Annotated in this window: 23 protein-coding genes; 8 read left to right on the top strand and 15 right to left on the bottom strand. The window is 64.6% G+C overall.

Going from position 1 to position 24019, the window contains the following annotated elements; genetic code table 11:
* Positions 1–90: 90 nt before the first annotated feature.
* On the bottom strand, positions 91–921 hold the full coding sequence (locus LVD10_RS15445) for a LytR/AlgR family response regulator transcription factor (RefSeq protein WP_232940770.1): 831 nt from the start codon (positions 919–921) through the stop codon (positions 91–93).
* Positions 881–2110 (bottom strand): sensor histidine kinase, encoded by a 1230-nt coding sequence (locus tag LVD10_RS15440; RefSeq protein ID WP_233006715.1) that lies wholly within the window; start codon positions 2108–2110, stop codon positions 881–883. Before LVD10_RS15440 ends, LVD10_RS15445 begins: the two co-directional genes overlap by 41 nt.
* 84 nt (positions 2111–2194) lie before the next feature.
* On the opposite strand from LVD10_RS15440, the gene LVD10_RS15435 reads away from it, so the two are divergent.
* Positions 2195–2656, top strand: a complete 462-nt coding sequence (locus tag LVD10_RS15435) for an EVE domain-containing protein (protein ID WP_232940769.1) — start codon at positions 2195–2197, stop codon at positions 2654–2656.
* A 32-nt stretch (positions 2657–2688) separates the two neighbouring features.
* On the opposite strand, the gene LVD10_RS15430 is transcribed toward LVD10_RS15435, so the two are convergent.
* The 5 genes from LVD10_RS15430 to bioD form a co-directional block, all read right to left on the bottom strand.
* Positions 2689–2943, bottom strand: coding sequence for a hypothetical protein (locus tag LVD10_RS15430; RefSeq protein ID WP_232940768.1), 255 nt, complete (start codon positions 2941–2943; stop codon positions 2689–2691).
* A 70-nt stretch (positions 2944–3013) separates the two neighbouring features.
* The gene (locus LVD10_RS15425; protein ID WP_232940767.1) at positions 3014–3682 is read right to left on the bottom strand and encodes a nitroreductase family protein; all 669 of its coding nucleotides are present in this window, start codon (positions 3680–3682) and stop codon (positions 3014–3016) included.
* Complete coding sequence (locus LVD10_RS15420) at positions 3682–3867, bottom strand: DUF3094 family protein (RefSeq protein ID WP_232940766.1); 186 nt, start codon at positions 3865–3867, stop codon at positions 3682–3684. Before LVD10_RS15420 ends, LVD10_RS15425 begins: the two co-directional genes overlap by 1 nt.
* A gap of 175 nt (positions 3868–4042) precedes the next feature.
* Positions 4043–5824, bottom strand: coding sequence for an acyl-CoA dehydrogenase C-terminal domain-containing protein (locus LVD10_RS15415; protein WP_232940765.1), 1782 nt, complete (start codon positions 5822–5824; stop codon positions 4043–4045).
* 181 nt (positions 5825–6005) lie between these two features.
* On the bottom strand, positions 6006–6689 hold the full coding sequence (gene bioD, locus LVD10_RS15410) for a dethiobiotin synthase (protein ID WP_232940764.1): 684 nt from the start codon (positions 6687–6689) through the stop codon (positions 6006–6008).
* 324 nt (positions 6690–7013) lie between these two features.
* Here bioD and LVD10_RS15405 point away from each other — a divergent pair, with 324 nt between their 5' ends.
* A complete protein-coding gene (locus LVD10_RS15405) occupies positions 7014–7499 on the top strand; it encodes a L,D-transpeptidase family protein (RefSeq protein WP_232940763.1) in 486 nt (161 codons plus the stop codon).
* 16 nt (positions 7500–7515) lie between these two features.
* Here the strand turns inward: LVD10_RS15405 and bioC are convergent, their stop codons facing one another.
* Genes bioC through bioB form a run of 3 tightly spaced genes read right to left on the bottom strand, consistent with a single transcriptional unit; the run spans position 7516 to position 11404 of the window.
* Positions 7516–9123 carry a malonyl-ACP O-methyltransferase BioC gene (bioC, locus tag LVD10_RS15400; protein ID WP_232940762.1) on the bottom strand — a complete coding sequence of 536 codons (1608 nt, stop codon included), beginning with the start codon at positions 9121–9123 and terminating at the stop codon, positions 7516–7518.
* Positions 9120–10343 carry an 8-amino-7-oxononanoate synthase gene (gene bioF, locus LVD10_RS15395; protein WP_237064201.1) on the bottom strand — a complete coding sequence of 408 codons (1224 nt, stop codon included), beginning with the start codon at positions 10341–10343 and terminating at the stop codon, positions 9120–9122. Before bioF ends, bioC begins: the two co-directional genes overlap by 4 nt.
* Positions 10340–11404 (bottom strand): biotin synthase BioB, encoded by a 1065-nt coding sequence (gene bioB, locus LVD10_RS15390; RefSeq protein ID WP_233006714.1) that lies wholly within the window; start codon positions 11402–11404, stop codon positions 10340–10342. Before bioB ends, bioF begins: the two co-directional genes overlap by 4 nt.
* A gap of 150 nt (positions 11405–11554) precedes the next feature.
* Here bioB and LVD10_RS15385 point away from each other — a divergent pair, with 150 nt between their 5' ends.
* The 6 genes from LVD10_RS15385 (at position 11555) to LVD10_RS15360 (ending at position 17087) form a co-directional block, all read left to right on the top strand.
* Complete coding sequence (locus LVD10_RS15385) at positions 11555–12217, top strand: ComFC family protein (RefSeq protein ID WP_237064199.1); 663 nt, start codon at positions 11555–11557, stop codon at positions 12215–12217.
* 162 nt (positions 12218–12379) lie between these two features.
* Positions 12380–13525: a beta-ketoacyl-ACP synthase III gene (locus LVD10_RS15380; protein WP_237064197.1), complete on the top strand. Its 1146-nt coding sequence runs from the start codon at positions 12380–12382 to the stop codon at positions 13523–13525.
* 364 nt (positions 13526–13889) lie between these two features.
* Positions 13890–14408 carry an L-alanine exporter AlaE gene (alaE, locus tag LVD10_RS15375; RefSeq protein WP_232940758.1) on the top strand — a complete coding sequence of 173 codons (519 nt, stop codon included), beginning with the start codon at positions 13890–13892 and terminating at the stop codon, positions 14406–14408.
* Complete coding sequence (locus LVD10_RS15370; RefSeq protein ID WP_237064196.1) at positions 14405–15109, top strand: aspartate/glutamate racemase family protein; 705 nt, start codon at positions 14405–14407, stop codon at positions 15107–15109. The genes alaE and LVD10_RS15370 overlap by 4 nt, the downstream gene beginning before the upstream one ends.
* Before the next feature lie 180 nt (positions 15110–15289).
* Complete coding sequence (locus LVD10_RS15365) at positions 15290–16642, top strand: response regulator (RefSeq protein WP_232940756.1); 1353 nt, start codon at positions 15290–15292, stop codon at positions 16640–16642.
* 79 nt (positions 16643–16721) lie between these two features.
* A complete protein-coding gene (locus LVD10_RS15360) occupies positions 16722–17087 on the top strand; it encodes a DUF4870 family protein (RefSeq protein WP_232940755.1) in 366 nt (121 codons plus the stop codon).
* 80 nt (positions 17088–17167) lie between these two features.
* Here LVD10_RS15360 and LVD10_RS15355 read toward each other — a convergent pair whose 3' ends face one another.
* The 5 genes from LVD10_RS15355 to LVD10_RS15335 form a co-directional block, all read right to left on the bottom strand.
* On the bottom strand, positions 17168–18424 hold the full coding sequence (locus LVD10_RS15355; RefSeq protein ID WP_237064195.1) for a DUF945 family protein: 1257 nt from the start codon (positions 18422–18424) through the stop codon (positions 17168–17170).
* 90 nt (positions 18425–18514) lie between these two features.
* Positions 18515–19411, bottom strand: a complete 897-nt coding sequence (locus tag LVD10_RS15350; RefSeq protein ID WP_232940753.1) for a hydroxymethylglutaryl-CoA lyase — start codon at positions 19409–19411, stop codon at positions 18515–18517.
* A gap of 2 nt (positions 19412–19413) precedes the next feature.
* Positions 19414–21411: an acetyl/propionyl/methylcrotonyl-CoA carboxylase subunit alpha gene (locus tag LVD10_RS15345; protein WP_232940752.1), complete on the bottom strand. Its 1998-nt coding sequence runs from the start codon at positions 21409–21411 to the stop codon at positions 19414–19416.
* 68 nt (positions 21412–21479) lie between these two features.
* Positions 21480–22274, bottom strand: a complete 795-nt coding sequence (locus tag LVD10_RS15340) for an enoyl-CoA hydratase/isomerase family protein (protein ID WP_237064194.1) — start codon at positions 22272–22274, stop codon at positions 21480–21482.
* A 63-nt stretch (positions 22275–22337) separates the two neighbouring features.
* Positions 22338–23945, bottom strand: a complete 1608-nt coding sequence (locus LVD10_RS15335; RefSeq protein ID WP_232940750.1) for a carboxyl transferase domain-containing protein — start codon at positions 23943–23945, stop codon at positions 22338–22340.
* Positions 23946–24019: the final 74 nt, after the last annotated feature.

Here is a 24019-nt window from a genome sequence, read left to right as displayed (position 1 = left end):
CAACCAGATCACGACACTGGCCAGGATTAGCCTTCAAAGTCCGCCGGCTAGCGGCCGGCGCGGGAGGGACTATGCAGCGGCCAGCGGATGTCAGAGAAAGTGCTGGACCTTGTTCTTGTAGCTGCGACTCATCTTGAGGCGTTCGCCATTATTAAGCACCAGGTGGTACTCGCCGTTGATATGCGCGCATATCTCCCGCACCCGGCCCAGGTTGACGATAGTGGAGCGATGGATCCGCTGGAATTTCGCCGGGTCCAGCTGCTGCTCCAGCTCCTTCATGGTGATACGCATGACATGGGTCTCGCCATTGGCGTGCACGCACATGTAGTCACCGGCGGCATCGATCCAGTCAATGTCGGCAGCGGGCACCAGGGTGATCCGGCCCGCATCCTTGATGGCTATCTTTTCCGGGTAGCGGCTACCGCCCCACTCCCCCTGGAGATCTCCCGCCGCCAGTTTCTGTTCCAGCACCTCGGGGGATTCGCTGGTAAGGTCCGCCACCGCTTCCAGCAGCTGCTCCCGCTGGGTGGCAATATCAGCGCTGGCGATCTTGTTCCGCACCCGCTCCATGGCGGTCCGCAACCGCTCTTCCTCGATGGGCTTGAGCACGTAGTCCACGGCATTGACCTCGAACGCCTCCACCGCGTACTGGTCGTACGCGGTGACAAAGACCACCTGCGGGATCTCTTCCCGCGGCAGTTGCTGGACCATCTGCAAGCCGTCGACCCCGGGCATCTGGATGTCCACAAACAGGACATCCGGCCGCAGTGCCGGCACCTGCTCCAGGGCCTCGCGACCATTGCTGCACTCGCCGATCACCTCTACATCACCCAGGGCCTGCAGCCGCAGGCGCAGGCCCTTGCGGGCCAGGGGTTCATCGTCAATGACGATGGCTCTCAGTCTGTCTCGGTTGCCACTCATGTCTCGATTCCTGTTGGTAGGGAATTCTTATATGCACTGCCAGCCCTCCCTCATTGCGGTTGCGGAAGCGCACCTTCTGCTCCGGGCCATAGAGTGCACGCAGGCGCTCGCAGGTGTTGCGGATACCCACGCCCTGCCCGGACCCTAGGCCAGCCAGCACCTCCTCGGATACGCCAGGGCCATTGTCGCTTACCTCCAGCAACAGTTCACCGGCAAACACCCGCGCCTTGATATTGATCTCGCCGCCCCACTCCCGCTGTGAGATAGCGTATTTGATCGCATTTTCCACCAGCGGTTGCAGCAACAGGCTGGGCACCAGTGCCCGCGGCGAGTCGCCATCCAGGTCGACGTTTACCGCCAGGCGGTCATCGAAGCGCACCTTCTCGATATCCAGGTAGAGCATCAGCGCCTCGACTTCCTTGGCCAGGGTGACCTTCTGCATCGGGTCGTTATCCAGCGAGTGGCGCAGGAACTGCGACAGGCGCGACACCATGTCGTTGGCCGTGCGCCCCTGGCTGTCCAGGATCAGCGTGGAGATGGCATTGAGGGTATTGAAGAGGAAATGCGGATTGAGCTGGTAGCGCAGCATCTTGAGCTGCGCCTGGTGCGCCATGGACTCGGCACGCAGAGCCTTGGCCTGCTGCGCCAGCGAGGTCTGGTAGTACTTGATGCCGTAATAGAGCGCCGCCCAGGTCATCAGGATCAGGAATGAGTAGGAAAACCAGTAGACGGCCAGGACTGCCGGGTGCTCGCCCTTCTCGGTGCCGTAAAGCCAGGCCGAGCCCGCGAACTTGATTGCCGCCCAGAGGACCGCCGCCAGCGCCACCACGCCCAGGGACCCGAACAGTCGCAGCGCCGGGGGCTTGTTCCACAGGCGCTGGAAACCTCGCCGCATGACCTCGGACAGCAGCACGCCGGACGCGGTGGCCGCGGCGATATAACCGGTATGCAGCCAGTGGTTCTCCACCCAGAAGAAGCTGCCGACAAACGTGAGCAGGGTGTAACCGCCCCAGCCGGAAAGCTGCAGGGCCCGGTATTGCCAGCGATGCGTGGCGAGCCTCTCGGCCAGCCAGTGAAAGACATTGTTGCCCATATGGTTCCGCAATTGCGCGCGGACCGGGATCCGCGCAGAATTTACTGCCGGGAAGCCGCCGATGCGGCCACTGGGGCCGAACGGGGCCCTTCCCACTTTGGTCAAACATACTAATTGCCCGCTGCCCCGGGCGAAATACCGCCGGGCGCAGCCTGGCAACAGACTGCCGCAGGAGCCCCCGTGAACTACTGGCTTTTCAAGTCCGAACCCGATGAATACAGCCTGCAGGACCTGGCCGCTGAGCCGGACCGCACGGGACGCTGGGACGGGATCCGGAACTACCAGGCGCGCAATTTCCTGCGGGACCGGGTGCGGGAAGGGGACGGGGTGCTGTTTTACCACAGCGCCTGCCGGGTGCCGGCCGTGGTGGGCACCGCCGTGGTGGTCCGGGAGGCCTACCCGGATCCGGCCCAGTTCGACCCCGAATCAGCCTATTTTGACCCCAAGGCGACGCAGGAAAAACCGCGCTGGTTTTGCGTGGATATACGCTGGCAGGGAGAATTCGCGCGGCCGGTGCCGCTGGCGACGATCAAGGCCGACCCCGACCTGCAGGAAATGGTGCTGGTAAAGCAGGGACGCCTGTCGGTGCAGCCGGTGGCCGCGGGTGAATGGCGCCACCTGCTGCGAATGGGACGGGGCTGATCCCCGGCGCCGCTTATTGGGCAGGGGCCGGTTCAGCGGGGGCCAAGGACATCCCCCGGTGTGGGTTGCTGGTTGGAGGGACCGTCGCAGGAACAGCCCCGGCGGCCGGTTGAGGTCTCCCACTCGCGGTAATTCTCCCCGCGACACTGCATACGCAGGCTCTGGCAATGGGAGCTGTAGCGAATCCGGCTGTCACTGGCATTCTCCAGGAATATCTGTGCCAGGCTGCTACAACCGCCCAGGCCCATCACAAGGCCCAGCGTGAGAATAAATTTTCTTATTTTCATAGTTTAAAGGCCCATTATGCTCTTGCCAGCTGACTATAGCCCGGCCGGGGCACCGCAGACCAGCAGTGGGCTAGACAAAGTCCGCGATTTCCCCCAGCGGCTTCTTGTCGATGGCCGGCACCTCCGCCCCCTCGGCCGGCAGGCCCGCCACCAGGATCATATACGGCTTTTCCGTGGCCGGGCGCCCGAGGATCTGGTTGAGGAACCTCATCGGGCTGGGTGTGTGGGTGAGTGTCGCGACGCCGGCGTTGTGGAGGGCGGCGATCAGCATACCAGTGGCAATGCCCACCGATTCGGATGTGTAGTAATTCTTGCGCCGCTCGCCGTCCCCGGCACTGGTGAATTTTTTCAGGAACACCACGATCAGGTAGGGCGCCGTCTCCAGGAAGGGTTTGTGGGCGTCGGTGCCCAGCGGCTCCAGGGCCTGCAGCCACTCCTCCGAGGCACGACGCTGGTAAAATTCACGCTCCTCCTCTTCCGCCGCCAGGCGGATCCTGCGCTTGATCTCCGCACTCTCGGCCACCACGAAATGCCAGGGCTGCATATTGGCCCCGCTGGGGGCGCTGCCGGCAGTGCGGATCGCATCCTCGATGACCGCACGGGGCACCGGCGCGGCACTGAAGTCGCGCACCGTGCGCCGCCGGCGCATCAACTGGTAAAACGCGCTGGCGCGGCTGCACATCTCTGTCTCACCCAGCGGCTCAAACTGCAGCGGCACAAACTCACCCGGGGCCCCCATCAGACCACCCCCTTGGTGCTGGCAATAAAGAGGCTGAGCAATGAGAGCAGGGTCAGCACCCCCACGATCACACCGAGCAACAGCAGCGGGCGGAACGGCTTGCGCTCAGTCTCGTTGACGCCGCTGTGGAGGAATCTGTCGACCCGTGCCTGGTCCTCGTCGGAAAGTTTTTTCTTATCGTTCATGGGATATTTCGCCTGTTGTTATGCCCCCGGGTCCGCGCGGAGAGTTCAGGAGCAGTTTAGGAGAAAGCCGCTGACGGTAAAAGCGGCCGGCAAGCAGGCAAAAAAAAGCCCCGCTGGGCGGGGCTGGCAAGGCTGCTTGGAAACAGGTCGAGGGGGCCGCTTACAGCGGGGCTGCCTACAGCAGCTCCTCCTCGATATCCATCAGGCTGTGGCTGCCGGCATCGACACTGGCGGCCAGTCCGCGGGTGCGCGGCAACAGGCGCTGGAAATAGAAGCGCGCGGTCTTGACCTGTCCTTTGTAGAAGCTGTCCCCATCCACTTTAGGCAGGGCCACGGCGGCAGCCTTGGCCCACATAAAGGCGTAGGCCACGTAACCGAACAGGTGCAGGTACTCCACCGAGGCGGCGCCCGGCGCGTGGGGGTCGGCCTTGGCGGCCTCGATGATCTTTCCGGTGACATCCCGCAGCCGCTGGAGCTCTTCCGCCAGCGGCTGTACGAACTCGGCCAGGTGTTCGTTATCGATGTGCGTGTCGACGAACGCCTGCACGTCGTCGGCAAACAGGTTGAAGAAGGCCCCGCCGTTGGCGACGGTCTTGCGGCCCACCAGGTCGAGAGCCTGGATACCGTTGGTGCCCTCGTAAATCTGGGTAATGCGCACGTCGCGCACCAGCTGCTCCTGGCCCCATTCGCGGATATAGCCGTGGCCGCCAAACACCTGCTGGCCGGTCACGGTGCAGTCCAGGCCCATATCGGTGAAGAAGGCCTTGGCTACCGGGGTGAGCAGGGCCACCATCGCTTCCGCGTTTTTCTTCTCATCACCCTCACCGAACTTGGCGATATCCAGCCACTGCGCCACGTAAGTGGACAGGGCGCGGCCGCCACCGATCAGCGCTTTCTGGGTAAGCAGCATGCGGCGCACATCCGGGTGTACGGTGATCGGGTCAGCGGCCTTGTCGGCCTGCTGCGGGCCCGCCGGGGAGCGGCTCTGGATACGCTCGCGGGCGTACTCCAGCGCGTTCTGGTAAGAGCGCTCGGAGGCGCCCAGGCCCTGGATGCCCACACCCAGGCGCTCGTAGTTCATCATGGTGAACATGGCCGCCAGGCCCTTGTTCACCTCGCCCACCAGCCAGCCGGTGGCGCCGTCGAAGTTCATCGCGCAGGTGGCGGAGGCCTTGATGCCCATCTTGTGCTCGATGGAACCGCAGTTGACCGCGTTGCGCTCGCCCAGGCTGCCGTCCTCGTTCACCAGGAACTTCGGCACCAGGAACAGGGAGATCCCCTTGGGTCCCTTCGGCGCATCGGGCAGCTTGGCCAGCACCAGGTGGATGATGTTCTCGGACAGGTCCTGGTCGCCGCCGGTAATAAAGATCTTGCTGCCGGTGACCTTGTAGCTGCCGTCGTCCTGCGGCTCGGCCTTGGTACGGATAATGCCCAGGTCGGTACCGGCGTGGGGCTCGGTCAGGTCCATGGCACCGGACCAGGTACCCTCGTACATCTTCGGCAGGTACTTCTGCTTCAGCTCCTCACTGCCGTGGGCATCGAGCGCCAGGCAGGCACCGGCAGTCAGCACCGGGTAGAGGGCGAAGGAGATATTGGCGGAGTTGATCATCTCCTCGACCTGTGCGCCCAGCATTTTGGGCATGCCCATGCCGCCGTATTCCGGGTTGCCCAGCAGTGCGCCCCAGCCGCCCTCACAGAAAGTGGCATAGGCTTCCCTGAAGCCCGCCGGAGTAGTGACCACGCCGTCGTCCCACTGGCAGCCCTCTTCGTCGCCGGAGCGGTTGATCGGGTCCAGGGTGTTGGCGGCGAGCTTGGCCATTTCCTCGAGAATCGCGTCAGCGGTCTCGCGATCCACCGCGCCGGCCAGCCCGGGCAGGCGTGCCCAGAGCTCATCCGCAGCAAAAACTTCGTGCAGCAGGAAGTTCATCTCCCGCAGGGGGGCCTTGTAGTCAGCCATGCTCCGTGTGCCTCATTCAGTTGTTTCAAACAGCCGTTTGAATCTAGGCGCGCAGCAGGGACTTGTCAACTGTCTTTGCATGCACCGGAGGCGCGGACAGGCAGATGGGGGGATGCGGGCTCTCGACCGGATACCCGCAGCCCGGGCCAGTGGACTCCAGCGGGAACCCACTGGCCCGTGCTCAGGAAAGGAGCGGATCCAGGCCCAGGTGCTCCGCAGCGACACGGTAGTCGGCCGCCTCATCGAACGGCACCACCCCGAGCAGCGGGGCCGGCAGGAGGTGGTGCAGTGTGGCCAGGTTTTCTTCCGGGCGCGCCATGCCCTCGCGGGCAAAGTTGGCCACCCAGCCGGCCAGCTGCAGGCCATCACGGCGTATCGACTCTGCAGTCAGCAGTGCGTGATTGATGCAGCCCAGCTGCATTCCCACCACCAGGATCACCGGGATATCCAGCTCCCGCGGCAGGTCGGACAGGAACCCGCGCGGCCCCAACGGGGTGCGCCAGCCCCCCGCCCCCTCGATCAGCACCAGGTCGGCACCGCTATTCATGACCCCGCGGCACACGCCGGCCAGGCGCCCCACGTCCAGGCGCTTGCCCGCCTCCATCGCAGCAATATGGGGGGCGATGGCCGGTTCGAGCGCGATCGGGTTGACCTGCTGGTAGGGCAACTCCATGGTCATCGCTTCCTGCAGCAGCAGCGCGTCGGCGTTGCGCAGGCCCTCATGGGTGCACTCACAGCCGGAGGCCACCGGCTTCACCGCTGCCGTCTGCAGCCCGCGAGCGGCAGCAGCGGCCAGCAGGGCCGCGGTCACATGGGTTTTACCGACCTCGGTGTCGGTGCCGGCAACGAAAAAGGATCTGGCCACTGGTACCCCTCCTGAATTTGCAGTTTTTTTCTTGACGCCTCTTTAAACGCCGTCTACTTGCTGATAAATTACCCACTTAGAGTAATTATTAATCAGCCGGCCGCTGTATATAGCCCCGGGTTAGGATAATTTCTCCAATGAAAGTCCCGGGTTTACCGGGCTGGCAATCAAGGACAGCGCTGTCACCCAGCATTGCCATCAAAGTCGCACCGTATGTGCCGTGCCGCCGGAGCCACCCAGCGTGACTCCTGACCGCCGCGCCATGCGATAGCAGGGAAGCTGACACAACCGGAACCTTGACCAACCAGACGCGTTACCGAGATTATGCGATACATTGCTTTTGCCCTGTTGCTGCTTGCCCCGTTCTTTGCCTCCGCCGCTGTGACCAAGGCGGACGAGGTCGTCGTGTACAAATCCAAGGCGCTGATGCAGCTGAAGAAAAATGGCCGCGTGCTCAAGAGCTACAAGGTCTCTTTTGGCGACAACCCCCGTGGTCACAAAATCCAGCAGGGTGACGAGCGCACGCCGGAAGGCCGCTATACCCTCGACTGGAAAAACCCGCAGAGCCGCTTTTACCGCTCGATCCACATCTCCTACCCGAACCGGGCGGACAAGGCCCGCGCACGGCGCCTGGGTGTCAATCCCGGTGGCGATATCATGATCCACGGCATCAAGCCGCAGTGGACCGGTATGGAAGATTACCTGAAAAGGATGAACTGGACCGACGGTTGTATCGCGGTGAACAACCGTGAGATGGACGAGATCTGGGCCATGGTGGATACCCCCACCCCTATCTCCATCTACCCCTGATCCCCTCCGGGACCAGCTAGATCATCCGACGGGCGCCCGCTGTACAGCCGGCGCCCGTTTTGTTTTTCGACGCCTGCCCGGCCTCGAGATCCAGGTAGAGCAGCTCGTAACTGGCCGGCAGGCCGGCGGGCGTCCGCCACTGCTCATAGGCTTCCGCCAGGGCCTGCAGGCGCGCGCGGCCGGTCAATCCGCGCCCGGCATCGCGATTGACGTTATGGGCACCGATGGTTTTCAGCTCCCGCATCAATTCCATCACGGTATCGAAGTGCAGCACCCGGCCCTCGGACTTCAGCGCACCGGACAACCCGGCCCCCCTCGCAGCCGCCAGCCAGTCACCGGCGGGGAGAAAACGATTGACGTGCACACCGCCATCCACGGCGGCCCAGCTGCGCCGCAGTTCATCCAGGGTCCCCGGGCCGAGTGTTGCCACCTGGCAGCTGCCATTGTCCGCCAGCACCCGGCGCAGCTCGGCAAACAGCCCCGGCAACCGGTAACACCACTGCAGCGCCATGCTGGAGAACACCAGGTCGACACTGGCGTCCGCCAGCGGCAGGAATTCCGCGTCGGCGGCAATATAGTGGTCTGCCACCGGGCGTTCGCGACGCGCGTAGTCCAGCATGCCCTCGGCCAGGTCCAGCGCGATGATCTCGGCGTCGGGATATCGCCGGCGCAGCAGCTCACAGCCGTAACCGGTGCCGCTTCCCAGGTCGAGAATCCGCTGCGGTGGCCGGCTGGTTTCCAGGCGGCCCAGCAGCTGCCGGCACACGGCCCGCTGCAGGTGGGCTGCCCGGTCGTAACTGCTGGCGGCGCGCCCGAAGGAGCGCGCCACCGCGCGCTTGTCGAAGGGCGCCCCGTCGCTTTCGGTTTCGTGGATTCCCTGGAGAAAAACACAGAGTTGCTTCGCCACCAGTCCGGGGCAGGAGAGCTGCGGCATATGGCCAGCCCCCTCCAGCACCCGCGCATCGGCGCCCAGCGCCCGCAGCTCGGCCGCTGCTGCCACGGGCACAAGCGCGTCACCCTCACCGAGCAGGTGCAGGGCGGGCACGCGCGAATCCTGCCAGCCGGCTATCAGGGCGCGATTATCCCAGCGCCCCAGAACCTCCAGGGCCCGCCCCCAGGCGGGCCCGGTCACGGGCTGTATCCACTGTTTCAGTTGTTTCATGACTGGCCGCATCGCCCGGTCGCCCCGGGCCTGCAGGCCACAGAACTGCGCCTGCGTCGCCGCCGGATCCGCGGCAAAGCCGCGGCAGAACTGTTCGAATACCCGCGGCTCCATCCCCGGCCACTGCTCGCGCCCGACAAAACTGGCGTTGGCTCCGATGGTGCACAGGCCACGGATTTTGCCGTTGCCGTCCCGGGCCTCGTGCGCCGCCAGCCGCAACGCCAGCATGCCCCCCAGGGAGTGCCCCACCAGCACACAGGGCCCGGGTAAACGGGCGGCGATATCGGCGAGCAGGGTTTCGTCATCGGGCCAGGGTTCGCCGGCGCGACTGCCGAAGCCCGGCAGGTCGATGGTGACTGTGGGCAGGCCGGAGGATTCCCCCAGCTGCGTGCACAGTGGCTCCCAGATGCGGCTGTCACCGCCCCAGCCGTGCAGGAATACCAGCGAGAGGGACTCATTCACGATTGCTCTCCCGTGGTCACATCGCGGGTAACGCCACCGGGCAGTGCCGCGGCCAGGGCGGCGAGCAGGCCCTCGACCTGCGCTGCGCTGTGGGCGGCGGACAGGGTAATTCGCAACCGCGCGGTACCGGCGGGCACCGTCGGTGGGCGGATGGCACCTACCAGGTAGCCCTGTGACTGCAGCCGGGCGGCGACCTGCACCACAGTTTCCTCGCACCCCAGCTGCAGTGGCTGGATGGCGCTGGCGGAGGGCATGAGAGGCAGCCCGAGCTCGCCTGCCCGCTGGCGGAACTGGTCGATACGTGCCTGCAAACGGCGGCGGTGGGCGGGCTCGCCCTGCATCAGCTCCAGCGCGGCGATGCTGCCGGCGGCCACCGCCGGCGGCATACCGGTGGTATAGATATACGGGCGGGCGAACTGCACCAGGAAATCCACCAGTTGCCGCGAACCGGCAATAAAGGCACCAGCGTTGCCCGCCGCCTTGCCCAGGGTACCCATCAACACCGGTACCTGCTCCGGTCCCAGGCCCGCAGCCGCCGCACTGCCGGCGGCAGGCAGCTCATCGCTGCCCATGACCCCGAAGCCGTGGGCCTCGTCCACCATCAGCCAGGCGTCGTACTGCCGGCACAGCGCGGCAATCCCGGCCAGGGGGGCACAGTCGCCGTCCATGCTGTAGACACCGTCCACCGCCACCAGGATATTGCCGCCGTTGCGCTGCGCCCGCTGCAACTGGCGCTCCAGTGCAGGCAAGTCGCTGTGGGCAAAACGCAGGCTCTCGGCGCGGCACAGGCGCGCGCCGTCGATCAGGGAGGCGTGGTTGAGCTTGTCGGAGATGATGTTGTCGCCGCGCCCCACCAGGGCACAGATGGTGCCGACATTGGCCATATAGCCGCTGGAGAATACCAGCGCCGCCTCGCGGCCGGTAAGTTCGGCGATTTTCTGCTGTAGCTGCTCGTGCACCTGCAGGTGCCCGTTGACCAGGTGGGAAGCGGTCGCACCGGCGCCCAGCCCGGCCCCGGCCTGCTGCGCGGCAATGACCGCCGGATGGGTCGCCAGGCCCAGGTAGTCATTGCTGCTGAAAGCCACCAGCGGAGCGCCGTCCACTTCCGCTTCCGGCCCCGGCGCGGCGGCCAGGGTTTTCAGCTGGCGGTAAAGCTTGCGCTCGCGGCGCTCATCGAGGCGCTGGCGGAGCATATCCGCCAGCGGACTGGCGGCAGTCATTTTGCGGCGTCGTAGAAGTAGGGGTCGTTTTCCTGTTCGGCGATGCGGGCACCGAGGTCTGCCTCCACCTCGGACTCATCCGCGTACTGCTGGTACTCCTCCGGCTGGATGCCCAGGCGGGCGAACAACTGCATGTCCTCGTTGGCCTCGGGGTTACCGGTAGTGAGCAGCTTCTCACCGTAGAAAATCGAGTTGGCACCCGCCAGGAAGGCCAGCGACTGCATCTCGTCACTCATCGCCTCGCGCCCGGCGGACAGACGCACGTGGGACTTTGGCATCATGATGCGGGCCACGGCGATGCAGCGGATAAACTCGAACGGGTCCAGGTCCTTCTCATCTTCCAGCGGGGTGCCGGCCACTTTCACCAGCATATTGATCGGCACCGACTCCGGGTGCTCCGGCAGGTTGGCCAGCTGCATCAGCAGCCCGGCACGGTCCTTCTCGCCCTCTCCCAGGCCGACGATACCGCCCGCACAGACTTTCATGCCCGCGGCGCGAACCCGGTCGAGGGTTTCCAGGCGGTCCTGGTAGGTGCGGGTGGTGATGATCTCGCCGTAGTACTCCGGCGAGGTATCCAGGTTGTGGTTGTAGTAGTCGAGCCCCGCCTCGGCCAGTTCGCGGGCCTGTTCGTCCTTCAGCATACCCAGGGTCATGCAGGTCTCCAGCCCCAGCGCTTTCACTTCCCGCACCATGCGGGTGACATACGGCATGTCCTTTTTCTTCGGTGAGCGCCAGGCGGCCCCCATGCAGAAACGGGTGGCGCCACTGGCCCTGGCCGCACGCGCCTCCTCGACCACCTTTTCCACCTTCATCAGTTGCTCCCGCTCCAGCCCGGTATCGTAGCGGGCGCTCTGTGGGCAGTAGGCGCAATCCTCGGGACAGGCGCCGGTCTTGATGGAACAGAGGGTGCTCACCTGTACCCGGTTGGGATCGAAGTGCATGCGATGCACCTGCTGGGCGGTAAACAACAGGTCATTGAACGGCAGCGCGAACAGGTCCAGGACCTGCTGGCGGGTCCAGTCGTGGCGCTCCCCGGCGTACAGGGAGGAGGCGTTGGTCATTTGCTGGGCGGCGGTCACAGGGGTAGTCTCCCATCGATTATTGGCGGCGGCTTGTTATGGATGGCACCGGTAAAGTCGCCAGTTTAGCGGTGGCCGGACCGCTGTCAACCAAATGGCCAGGGAATGGTTTACAGACTGATTTCACATTTTTTGTCACGCAGGCTGGCACTGTGCCTGCTGTGCAGCCGCCCTGCGGGCACTGCCGCCGGCATCTGCCATGCCTGCAGCGCGGATCTGCCGCAACTGCAATGCGCCTGCCCCCGCTGCGCCCTTCCCCTGCCGGTGGCGGCCACCTGCCCCCGGTGCCTGCGCCGGCCTCCGGCCTTCGACGCGGCACACTGTGCCTGGCACTACGCGTACCCGGTGGCGCAGCTGGTGCGACGCTTCAAGGACCGGGGGGATATGGCGGCGGCGCACAGTCTCACAATGCTGGCGGCTGCACAGCTCGGCCCCCCGGCCCCACCGCCCGATATCCTGGTCCCTGTTCCCCTGCACTGGCGCCGCTACTGGCAGCGTGGCTTCAACCAGGCCCAGGTGATCGCGACAAAGCTGGGGGATGCGTGGGGGCTCCCGGTCCATACCGGCAAGCTGCGCCGGGCCAGGGCCGGCGCCAGCCAGCGGGGACTCGACCGGCGGCAGCGGCTGCGCAACCTGGAGGGCTGCTTTGTCGCCCGCGGGCGATTCGATGGCCTGCATGTGGGGCTGGTGGATGATGTGATGACCACCGGCGCCACCCTGGAGGCGGCGGCGCGCACCCTGCACTCCGCCGGTGCCGTGTCTATAAGCGCCTTCGCACTGGCCAGAACCCCCTGACACTCCGTCCTCAACGGAAATAGACCGGAAAACGACATCCCGTCAGAATAGCGCCCCACGCCAGCCTGGCACCGGAGTCTCAATCCGGGGGCAGCGCTGCTAACGTTATACCTAGTGACCAGCCGCTCGCACGCCGTCGAGCGCCAGACGGGAATCCCAGCGATGAGTGACAACAAGCTGCCGCGCAGTGTGGTGATCAGCGGCACCGGCCTCTGGACACCGCCCCATTCGATCAGCAACGAAGAGCTGGTCGACGCCTACAACCGCTTCGCCGAGCGCTTCAACGCCGAACATGCGGATGCCATCGAGGCCGGAGAGATAGCTGCCAGGCCGCTGTCATCGGCGGAGTTCATCGAGAAGGCGTCGGGTATCAAGAGCCGTTTTGTGGTCAGCCGCGAAGGTATCCTCGACCCGGAACGCATGCGCCCCTACCTGCCTGAGCGCGCTGACGACGAGCTCTGCCTGCAGGCGGAGATGGGCCTGGCCGCCGCCAGGGACGCGCTGGCCGCCGCCGGCAAGAAACCGGGGGATATCGATGCGGTGATCGTGGGCGCATCCTACCTTCAGCGGGCCTATCCCGCGATCGCCATCGAGATCCAGGGTGCACTGGGCATCGACGGCTTTGCCTTCGATATGGAAGTCGCCTGCTCATCCGCCACCTTCGCCCTGCAGCGCGCGGTGGATACCGTCTGCTCCGGTGCGGCGAAAACCGTGCTGGTGATCAATCCGGAGCTGGCCTCGCCCCAGGTCGACTACACCGACCGTGACAGCCACTTCATTTTTGGCGATGTGGCGGTGGCGAGTGTGGTCGAGAGCGCCGAGACCTGTACCGCCGACGATGCCTGGGAGATTCTCGGCACCCGCGCAAAGACGGTGTTTTCCAACAACATCCGCTCCAACTTCAGCTACACCTCCCGCGCCGCGGATGTGGATCCGTTCGGCGATGGCAAGCTGTTCCGCCAGAACGGCCGCAAGGTGTTCAAGGAAGTCTGCCCCATGGCCGCCGCGCACATTGAGGAACATGTCCGCGAAACCGGGGGCGACCCTGCCGAGCTGGCCCGCTACTGGCTGCACCAGGCCAATATCAACATGAACAACCTGATCGCGCGAAAGCTGATGGGCGATGGCGCCAGTGAAGAGCGCGCCCCGGTGGTACTGGACCGCTATGCCAACACCGGCTGCGCCGGCTCGGTCATTGCCTTCCACCTCTATCGCGACGACCTGCAACCGGGCGACCGGGGGGTCATCTGCTCCTTCGGTGCCGGCTATTCCATTGGCAGCCTGGTAGTGGAAAAGGCCCGCCGCTGATCGCGGCTCCTGCCGCTGGAAACGGGTGGTCCGGCGACCACCCTGCCCCCTCAATTGCCGCTCAACCCCACCTTTCGCCCCTTTGCCCCTTTGCCCCTTTGCCCCCACCCGGCACCCGCGGGCCCGCACCCTCTTCACTGCCCACCCCGGTTGTCCCGATCAGTGATGACCAACCTTACCCGAAGACCGGCCTGAGGGTGATATTTGCCCCAATAAAAAGCATAGATCGAGATATACAGTTTATTTTTTACATGTTCTTAATATATGCAGACTAGATTTTATCCGAACTGTAGATATAATCGCCGCCTCATCCAGTGATTGAACCCAACGGCCCGCTTAGCGGCCCCTGAAATCCAGAAGTACCATGTCAACTGCCACCACCATTACTCCACCGGAGATGCCCGCCATTGAGGCGCCCCCCGGCCACACCCTGTGCCGGCGACGGGAGCTAGTGCTGGACATCTTTGCCATGAACAGCTTCTCCTGGGCCGTTGCCATCCCGATCGAGCTGCTGCTGGCCGGCATGAGCCTGCAGGAGCATATCCAGGTACGCCTGATGGCGGTGGTGTTCAATACCCTGATCGCGCGCCCGTTCGGGGTCTATCGCCACTGGGTGGCGGACCGCTTTGGCGGGCGTGGGCCGGTCAATGCCTACCTGCTGGACACCTTTGTTTTCCTCAGCTTCCAGTTCCCGCTCTACGTGGGCAATATGTTGCTGGGTGGCGCCAGCTGGGCCGAGATCGCCACGGCCAGCGCCACCTTCCTGGTCATTGCCGGCGCCCTGGGCCGGCCCTACGGAATTTATCTCGACTGGCTGCGCCGGATGTGGATAAATAGGCGGTCCCGCGGCATCGACGCCACCATGACGCTGGATCCGCAATGAGGTCAGTAGTGCTGGAAAACGAGATAAAGAACAGTGACCTGACCATCGGCATCGTCGCCGGCACCGCCACAGACACCCAGTTCGGGCTCACTTTCCTTGCCGAGCGCCAGGTCCGGGGTATCGGCCTGTCCCTGTCCGCATCTCCCCAGGCCCAGACCAACCTGCAGGCCCTGGATCGCAACGCCCTGACCAGCCAGCTGGTGGATGCAATTGTCGAGCTGCACCGGGCCGGCGCCGATGCGGCCATGATCTACTGCAACTCCCTTTCCGGTGCCGTGGACCTGGAAAAGATGCGCGCCTCGGCCCCGATCGAGGTGATTTCCCCACTCGATGTCTATGCCGAACTGACCGGGCGCTATCGCAACTTCGGCCTGCTGGCGGCCAACTGCCAGAGCTGTGCCAATATCGAGCGCGAGATCCTTTCGCGCAACAATACCGCCAAGGTCATCGGTATTGGCAACCTGCAGATCGTCGAGGACATCGAGGACCAGATCCCGCCGGAGGTGATCGTGCGCCAGCATGCCCTCGACGACCTGGCCGCCGCCCTGGTCAAGAGCGGTGTGCAGATCCTGATCCTCGGTTGCACTCACTTCGATTATTTCTATCCGGAGCTGCTGCGTCACTGCGAGGGCATCCACCTGTTCCTGCCCTCTGAGCGCATGCTGCAGTTGTTGCGGCAGAGGCTGCCCTGCGCCGCCTGACAGGGCGCCTCAGTTAGTACCAACGCACCCCAAACTGTCCGGTTTATCCCCCCATCTCGCTTGTATAGTGCAGACTTTTGCATTATCTAGTATTGAAGATTGAACCGCAGGGTGGTTACGACCGCCCCAATACCCCCGGACCGCAGGAATTGGTCCGCTCCACAGCGAATGGTTACAAGGATGATAAATACCATGGATCGCGCTGGCATTCCCGTGCGCGCCGCCCTGGCGGTGCTCGCCTTCGCCGGTGCCGCCCCCGCCTCCGCTGCCCCCCTGCCGGAGTTGTTTACCGATACCCAGGTGGCACTCGTATGGCCAGTGTTGCTGGCCACAGCGCTGGTGGCGACAGCGGTTGCCGCCCTTTTTATACGGCAGCGCGCCGGGCACGCCGCAATGCAATCGAGCGCCACTATCGAGCGCCTCAAGTCCGACAACACCAAGTTGTACCGGCGCCTGCAGGCCACCAACAACGAGGTCGCCCGGCGCGACGTACAGCTGAGTGAAACCCGCGACACCGTTGAGCTGCTCCGGCAGGAGCGCAACGATGTGCACGCCACCATCAACCACCGGCTCCAGCGCCCCCTGGAAGCTGTGCAGGGTACCCTCAACCTGCTCCTGCGGGGTGGCGACCCCGAGTCGGCCGGGCTGGCGGAAATGGCACAGCGGCAACTGGAAGCCGCCCTGCAGGCCCTGTCCCAACTGCGGCGACGCGGCGGTGCAGATATCCCGGTCGCAGAGCCCGGCACCCAGCCCGCCCGCTCGTCGGGCAGCCTGTCGGTATTACTGGTGGAGAACGAAGAGCAGGACACCCTGCTGGGGGCGCTGGAGCAACGGGGACACCGGGTCGTGCGTATGACCAATGGCCTCGACGGCGCCGAGGCCGCGGGCCGGGACAAATTCGACCTGGTGCTACTCGACTGCGACCTGGGCCAGCTGGATTGTGTCGAGGTGACCCGCAAGATCCGGCGGCATTCCGGCCGCGACCTGCCGATTTTTGCGCTGGTCAATGCCCTGCTGGGCGGCGAGAAGGAGCGCTACCAGGCCGAGGGGCTGACCGGGGTGCTCGCCCGGCCGGTGATGGATACACAGCTGCAGCAGCTGCTCAACTGGGTCTCCCGCCGCGCCCGGCAACAGCCGCGCCGCCCGGCCAAGGCGGACACCTCCCGCCTGCTGAACCCCGCCACGCTGGAGCGCCAGCGGGACACGCTGGGCCACCTGGCCTTTGCCGAGTTGCTCAGCAGCCGCATTGCTGCCCTGCCCAAGCGCATCACCTCCCTTACCAGCGCCCTGACTGGCCGCCATTGGCTGGATGCGGAACAGCAGGCGCGCTCCGCGGCCGCCAGCTCCGAGGAAGTCGGCCTCGAGGCCATCGCCTCTCGCCTGCGCACGCTGGCCGACTCTCTGGGCACCGACAGTGAGCGCGAGTACTGTCGCCACCAACGCACGGAAGTACTGAATATGATGCGCTCTTCCATCCAGCAGCTGAAGGCCTGGCGGGACCGCAACGTGCACACCGCCTGGGCGTTAAAGTGAGCCGCGCACGCGGCGGTGCGAAATGGGGTCCGGCTTGAAAAGCGGTATCGGGGCCGCACTATAATGGCCGGAACCCCTTGTGAGAGAAGCGATGACCGAGCAATACCCGATCCAGAACCAGGAAGCACGCGAGCAGTCCGGGCGTGACCTTGCCACCCTCGTTTACCTGATCCAGGCCATCAGCCTGTTTACCGCGGTGCCCTTCTTTGTCGGGGTGCTGATCAACTACGTCAAGCGCGGCGACGTGCGCGGCACCATGGCCGAGTCGCATTTCCGCTGGCAGATCCGTACTTTCTGGTTCAGCCTGCTGTGGTTTGTGATCGGCTCCCTGACCTGGTGGATCATGGGCCTCGGCTTCCTGATCCTGGGCATCAGCTGGGTGTGGGTGGTCTACCGCGTGGTACGTGGCTGGCTGACACTGGCAGACAACCGGCCCGCTTACTGACCGGTAACCGACCTCGCATACCAGCCCGCTGCCTTGCTGGCGGCGGGCGACATTATCCCCTCCAGCGCCAATTGCACCGCCTAGAAACCGCCGCCCAGGGCCAGCATAAAGAGGTCCGGTGGCAGTTGCTGGCCGTTTACCCGCAGGTCACCGCGATTGACCTCCAGGAGCATCTGCAGCTCATCACCCTCCTGCAGCAACAGGCCGTATTCCCGCAACGCGATGGCCTGCCCCACCAGCGGCGACTGCATCAATGCCTGCTCGGCGGAAGTGAACGTCATGGTCCCCACCAGCGGCTGCAGCCACTGGCCGGGGGCCTGCTTTGCCGGCCGCATCCCCGCCGGCATGCCACGCCAGTCCATATCCAGGTCCATCAGCATGGGACCATTGGCCGACTGGATTGCCGCCTGTTGCTGGAGCTGCAATGGCCTGCGCATGATCTCGGGCCAGTCGCGCTCTGCCGCGGGCACCAGCAACAGGGCATGGAGGAAATGCCCCAGGTCCGCCAGCGCAATATCCGGCAGGGTTACCTGCTGCTGCAAGGATGAGACCGGGGTGGCAGACTGGACCTGTGGCACCTGTAGATCGGAGTGGACTTCGAGGTTCCCGGTATCGAGCCGCCGGGCCCGCAGCGCCAGCGTAGCCTCACGGATTTCCACCGGGCCGGCATCGGAGTCGGCCTTCAGTTCCGGCAGCGACAGGGACAATTCCCCGGATTCGCCCGGAATAAAGCTGAAGCGACCTGTCACTGCAGCGGACGAAAACTTGTCCAGCGCGAACTGGCGACGCTGCACAGCGCCGATCTCCAGCGTACCGGCGACCGCAGTGCCGGCATAATCGCTCTCGACCACGATTTCGGCCCCGCCGAAACTCAGCTCACCGCCGCTGTCGCTGCGGGTGAAGGGCTCCAGCCTGAGCACATTGCGGACCCTGTTGTCGGCACCCACCAGTGATTCCAGCACCGCCGGGCTGTGGTCGAGGCGCCCGTAAATTTTTTCCAGCTGGGCCCGCAGCGCCGGTGCCAGTTGTTCCACCGACAGGCGGGTCTCGCTGTAGAGCAGGCCCACCCGCGGGCCTGCAGCCGTAAACACCACCGGGCCGTGCTGGATCTCGCTGCGCAGTCGGGTGTCACCGTCACGACCACTGACCCGTGTGCCCGCCTCGGCTCCGAACCAGCCCCGCTGGTAGCCGGTGTTATCGGCCCCCTGCAGGCGCGCGAACTGCTGCTGCCACTGCTGCTCCACCTGAGGACCGATAAATCCGGGGGCGGCGAGGGCAACAACAACCAGCAGGAACGTGAGGGCGAGGAGGGAAATCTTCAGCAGTTTCATCGGCATTGCAGTTTCGGTGACTTTGCGCCGATGTTAGCAGATTCTGTATGGCAGGGGCCGCCCGAAGGGGCTCAGGCAGCCCCCGGGCGGTGGGGATCAGCCAGTGATGGCCCGGGCAACACGGGAGTTACTCTCGCGGCCCAGCTCGGCGGAGATGAAGTTTCCGGCCGCAACCAGCTTGTGCAGGTCGACCCCGGTGTCGATATCCAGGCCATTGAGCATATAGAGCACATCCTCGCTGGCCACATTGCCAGAGGCACCGCGGGCATAGGGACAGCCTCCCAGCCCGGCCACGGCCGAATCCACCACCGTCACCCCGGCCTGCAACGCCGCATAGATGTTTGCCAGCGCCTGGCCGTAGGTATCGTGGAAGTGCACCGCCAGCTTCTCCATGGGCACGCACGCGGCCACCGTCTCGACCATTTTGCGTGCGGCCTCCGGGGTGCCGACGCCGATGGTGTCACCCAGTGAAATCTCGTAACAGCCCATCTGCAGCAGCGCGGCGCTCACCTCGGCTACCTTTTCCGGAGCGATATCGCCCTCGTAGGGGCAGCCCAGCACACAGGACACGTAGCCGCGCACCCGGATACCGTCAGCGCGCGCCTGCTCCAGCAGCGGGCGAAAGCGCTCCAGGCTCTCGGCGATGGAGCAATTGATATTCTTCTGCGTAAACGACTCGGACGCGGCACCGAACACCGCCACCTCGTCGGCGCGGGCCTGCAGGGCCCGCTCGTAGCCCTTCATGTTTGGGGTCAGCGCGCTGTAAGTAATTCCGGGGCGGCGCTCGATCGCAGCCAGAACTTCCTCACTGGCGGCCATCTGCGGCACCCATTTCGGGCTGACAAAACTGCCCGCCTCAATCACCGGCAGGCCGGCGGCGCTGAGACGGTCCACCAGCGCCACCCGCGTGGCCACGGAAATTTCCTGTTTTTCATTCTGCAGGCCATCGCGCGGGCCCACCTCAACCATTTTTACTTTTGCTGGCAGCGACACGCTTATTCCTCCGCGACAAAATCAATCAACAGGCTGCCGCCGTCCACCAGTTCCCCGGCGGCACAGAAATACTGCTGCAGGGTACCGGCAGCCGGCGCGCGCAGGGTGTGCTCCATTTTCATTGCCTCCATCACCAGCAGCGGTTGATCCTTTTCCACCGCACTACCGGGTTCCACCAGCAGGGAGACAATGGTGCCGTTCATGGGCGCTTCCAGTCCCAGCGCATGTTCGCCGCCCTCACCGATATCCGGCGGCAGCAGGCGGTACTCTACCTGCCCGCCATCGAAGAAGACCGAGCCGCCCTCCACGGTATCCACACTGGTCAGTGTCACGCGGCGGCCGTCCGGCAATGAAATATCTTCGCCGGGTAACAGGCGCAGTTCGCCGTCCAGGTCTTCCGCATCGTCGGCGGAGCATTGCCATTGCAACCGGTCACCCACCACCGAGAAACTGAGCTGTGCGTGCAGGCCGTGGTAGTCGACCACATGGTTGCGCTGGCTGGTCAGGTTGCTGCGCCAGTTATCCCCGGCATGCCATGGCGAATACTGGTCCCCGGCCGGTGCCCGCCCACGCATCTCGCGCACTTCGCGGCGATGGATCGCCACCGCCATAGCTGCGCACTTGAGCGGCGTGAGGCTCCGCTGCGGCTGCAATACCTCATCGGCATGGTCGTCGATAAAGTGGGTGGTGACACGACCTTCGGCAAAGTCCGGCTGGTTGATCACCCGGCGCAGGAATTCAATGTTGTGGCGCACCCCGGCGATCTGGTATTCCCCCAGCGCGCGGTCCAGCTTCGCCAGGGCTTCGCGGCGATTGCGGCCATGGCAGATCAGCTTGGCGATCATCGGGTCGTAATGCACGCTGATTTCATCGCCGTCACGCACACCGGTATCCACGCGCACGGAATCGGTCTCGCTCGGCGGGCGATGACGCAGCAGCGTGCCGGTAGCCGGCAGGAAATCGCTGTCCGGATCCTCGGCATAAATCCGCACTTCCATGGCGTGGCCATCGATCTGCAGGTCGTCCTGCTCCAGGGGCAGTGGCTCGCCCGCGGCCACTGCCAGCTGCCAGGCCACCAGGTCCTGGCCGCTGATCATCTCGGTCACCGGGTGCTCAACCTGCAGGCGGGTATTCATTTCCATGAAATAGAAGTCGCCGCTGGCATCGAGCAGGAATTCCACCGTGCCGGCACCCACATACCCGATGGCATGGGCCGCGCGCAGGGCCGCCTCACCCATTTCACGACGCAGGTCCTCGTCCAGGCCCGGCGCCGGCGCTTCCTCCACCACCTTCTGGTGGCGGCGCTGCACGGAACAGTCGCGCTCGAACAGGTAGACACCATTTTCCTGCCCATCACAGAAAACCTGGATTTCCACATGGCGCGGGCTCAGAACATAGCGCTCCACCAGCATCAGGTCGTCCCCGAAGGCGTTCTGGGCCTCGCGCTTGGCCGCTTCCAGCGCGTCATGGAAGTCCTTCGCACTGTCCACCCGGCGCATGCCCTTGCCGCCGCCGCCGGCCGCCGCTTTCAGCAGCACCGGGTAACCGATACGCTCGGCGTGTTCGGCCAGGGTCCCGGCATCCTGGTCGTTGCCGTGGTAGCCGGGCACCAGCGGGACATTGGCTTCCTCCATAATCCGCTTGGCCGCGGACTTGGAGCCCATCGCTTCGATGGCAGAAGCCGGCGGCCCGACAAAAATAATGTCCGCCTCGGCGCAGGCACGGCAGAACACGGCATTCTCGGACAGGAAACCGTAACCCGGGTGAATGGCATCGGCGCCAGTCTGCCGGGCGGCCCCGATTACCTTGTCGATATCCAGGTAGGATTCCCGTGCCGGGGCCGGCCCCAGGCGCACCGCCTCGTCGGCCAGCTGCACATGCAATGCGTTGGCGTCGGCATCGGAATACACGGCCACAGTCGCCACACCCAGGCGACGGGCAGTGCGGATTACGCGGCAGGCGATCTCGCCGCGATTGGCAATCAACAGTTTGCGAATCATGCTTTGCTCTTCATTCACTGTGGCCGCCAGCTATCGGCCCGGCAGCCTGTCTTGCTGTTAAAGGGCGCTCAGTCGCTGCCTTTCATCCACTCCGGGGCACGCTTGTCGAGGAACGCCTGCAGGCCCTCCTGCCCCTCCGGGGAAACGCGCACCGCGGCGATCAGGGCACTGGTCTGACCCTGCAACTCCTCGTTCACCACGCGGTTGGACATGGACATCGCCAGCTGCTTGGCCATCGCCACAGCGCGGGGGCCATTGTCGGTGATCGCGTTGACCAGCTTCTGCACGGTCAGGTCCAGCTCGCCCTCGGGGCAGACCTCGGATACCAGGCCGATCTCCCGCGCACGTTCGGCGGAGAAACGTTCGGCGGTGACAAAGTAGCGGCGCGCCTGGCGCGCACCGATGGCGTTGATCACGTAAGGGCTGATGGTGGCCGGCAACAGGCCGATCTTGACCTCGGACAGGGAGAAGCTGGCACGCTCGCTCGCCACAGCGATATCGCAGCAGCTCACCAGCCCCACGGCACCGCCGAAAGCTGCGCCCTGGACGCGGGCGATGGTGGGCGCGGGGAAGTTATCCAGCTTGTACAGCATCGCCGCCAGGCCCGCGGCATCGCGGCGGTTGTCCTCCTCGGAATAGTTCGCCATGCGCTTCATCCAGTTGAGGTCGGCACCGGCGGAAAAGCTTTTGCCCTCCGAAGCCAGCACCAGCGCGCGTACCCCGGGCTGCTGCGACAGGCGGTCGAAAGTTTCGCCCAGCTGGTGGATGAGGTCATCGTCGAAGGCGTTGTGAATTTCCGGTCTGTTGAGGGTAACCGTAGCCACACCTTCGCTGTCGACTTCGCTCAGCAGCTTGTCACTCATAATCGGGTCCTTGTCTTCGGGCGTGTTTCAATTTCTTGCAGGAGCAGCCACCGGCCGCCCCATTTACATCCGGAATACGCCGAACTTGGTCTCTTCCGGCTCGCGATGGGTTGCGGCAGCCAGGCACAGGCCGAGAACACGCCGGGTATCCGCAGGGTCGATCACCCCATCGTCCCACAACCGGGCGGATGCATAATAGGGATGCCCCTGGTGTTCGTAGTCATCGACGATCGGCTGCCGGAATGCCTGCTCCTCATCGGCGCTCCATTGCTCGCCGCGGGCCTCCATCTGGTCGCGCTTGACCTGGGCCAGCACCCCGGCCGCCTGCTCACCGCCCATCACCGAAATACGGGCGTTGGGCCACATGAACAGGAAATTGGGGTCGTAAGCGCGGCCGCACATGCCGTAATTGCCGGCACCGAAAGAGCCGCCGATCAGGATGGTGATCTTCGGCACCCTGGCAGTGGCAACCGCGGTCACCATCTTGGCACCGTGCTTGGCGATGCCGCCAGCCTCGTACTGCTTGCCTACCATAAAGCCGGTGATGTTCTGCAGGAATACCAGCGGGATATTGCGCTGGGCGCACAGCTCAATAAAGTGCGCGCCTTTCTGGGCGCTTTCGGCGAACAGGATGCCGTTGTTGGCGACGATACCCACCGGGTAGCCATGTATACGGGCAAAGCCGGTCACCAGGGTGGTACCGTACAGGGCCTTGAACTCATCGAACTCGGAACCATCCACCACGCGCGCGATAATTTCGCGCACGTCGTAGGGCTGGCGCGAGTCGGCGGGAACCACACCGTAGATTTCCTCCGGCGGGTAAATTGGCTCCACCGGGCGCTGCACATCCAGGCCCGGTTGCTTCATGCGGTTGAGGCGGCTGACCGAGCGGCGTGCCAGCTCCAGCGCATGCACGTCATTGTTGGCATAGTGGTCGGACACACCGGAGGTCCTGCAGTGCACCTCGGCCCCACCCAGCTCCTCGGCCGAGACCACTTCCCCGGTTGCGGCTTTCACCAGCGGCGGGCCGGCCAGGAAAATGGTGGCCTGCTCTTTTACCATGATCGACTCGTCCGCCATCGCCGGCACGTAGGCGCCGCCAGCGGTACAGCTGCCCATCACCACGGCAATCTGCGGAATATTTTTCGCCGACAGGTTGGCCTGGTTGAAGAAGATACGGCCAAAGTGCTCGCGGTCCGGGAAGACATCATCCTGGCGCGGCAGGTTGGCACCGCCGGAATCCACCAGGTAAATACACGGCAGGTTATTCTGTTCGGCGATGGCCTGGGCCCGCAGGTGTTTTTTCACCGTCAGGGGGTAATAGGTCCCCCCCTTTACCGTGGCGTCGTTGGCGACAATCACACATGGCTGGCCGGACACTGTGCCGATCCCGGTGATGATACCGGCCGCCGGCACTTCCTCGCCGTAAACATCGTGGGCGGCGAGCTGGGAAAACTCCAGGAAAGGGCAGCCCGGGTCCAGCAGCGCGTCAATGCGATCCCGCGGCAACAGCTTGCCGCGGGCCAGGTGTTTTTCCCGAGCGCGCTCACCGCCGCCCCGGGCAATGGTTTCCACTTTGTCGCGCAGGTCCGCGACCAGTTTTTCCATCTGCTCGCGGTTTGCCGTGAAAGCCCCGTCGCGGGTGTTAATTTTGCTCTGTAGCTGGTTCATAAACTCTGATTCGCCTTTGCAGGTAAACCTTGTCTGGGCTGTAGGGGCGGCCCGGGGCCGCTCCTACGACAATT

The organism is Microbulbifer zhoushanensis, assembly GCF_021729055.1.
GTDB lineage: Bacteria > Pseudomonadota > Gammaproteobacteria > Pseudomonadales > Cellvibrionaceae > Microbulbifer > Microbulbifer zhoushanensis.
Note: the sequence above shows the minus strand (reverse complement) of the source record. Positions and strands in the feature narration are given on the sequence as shown.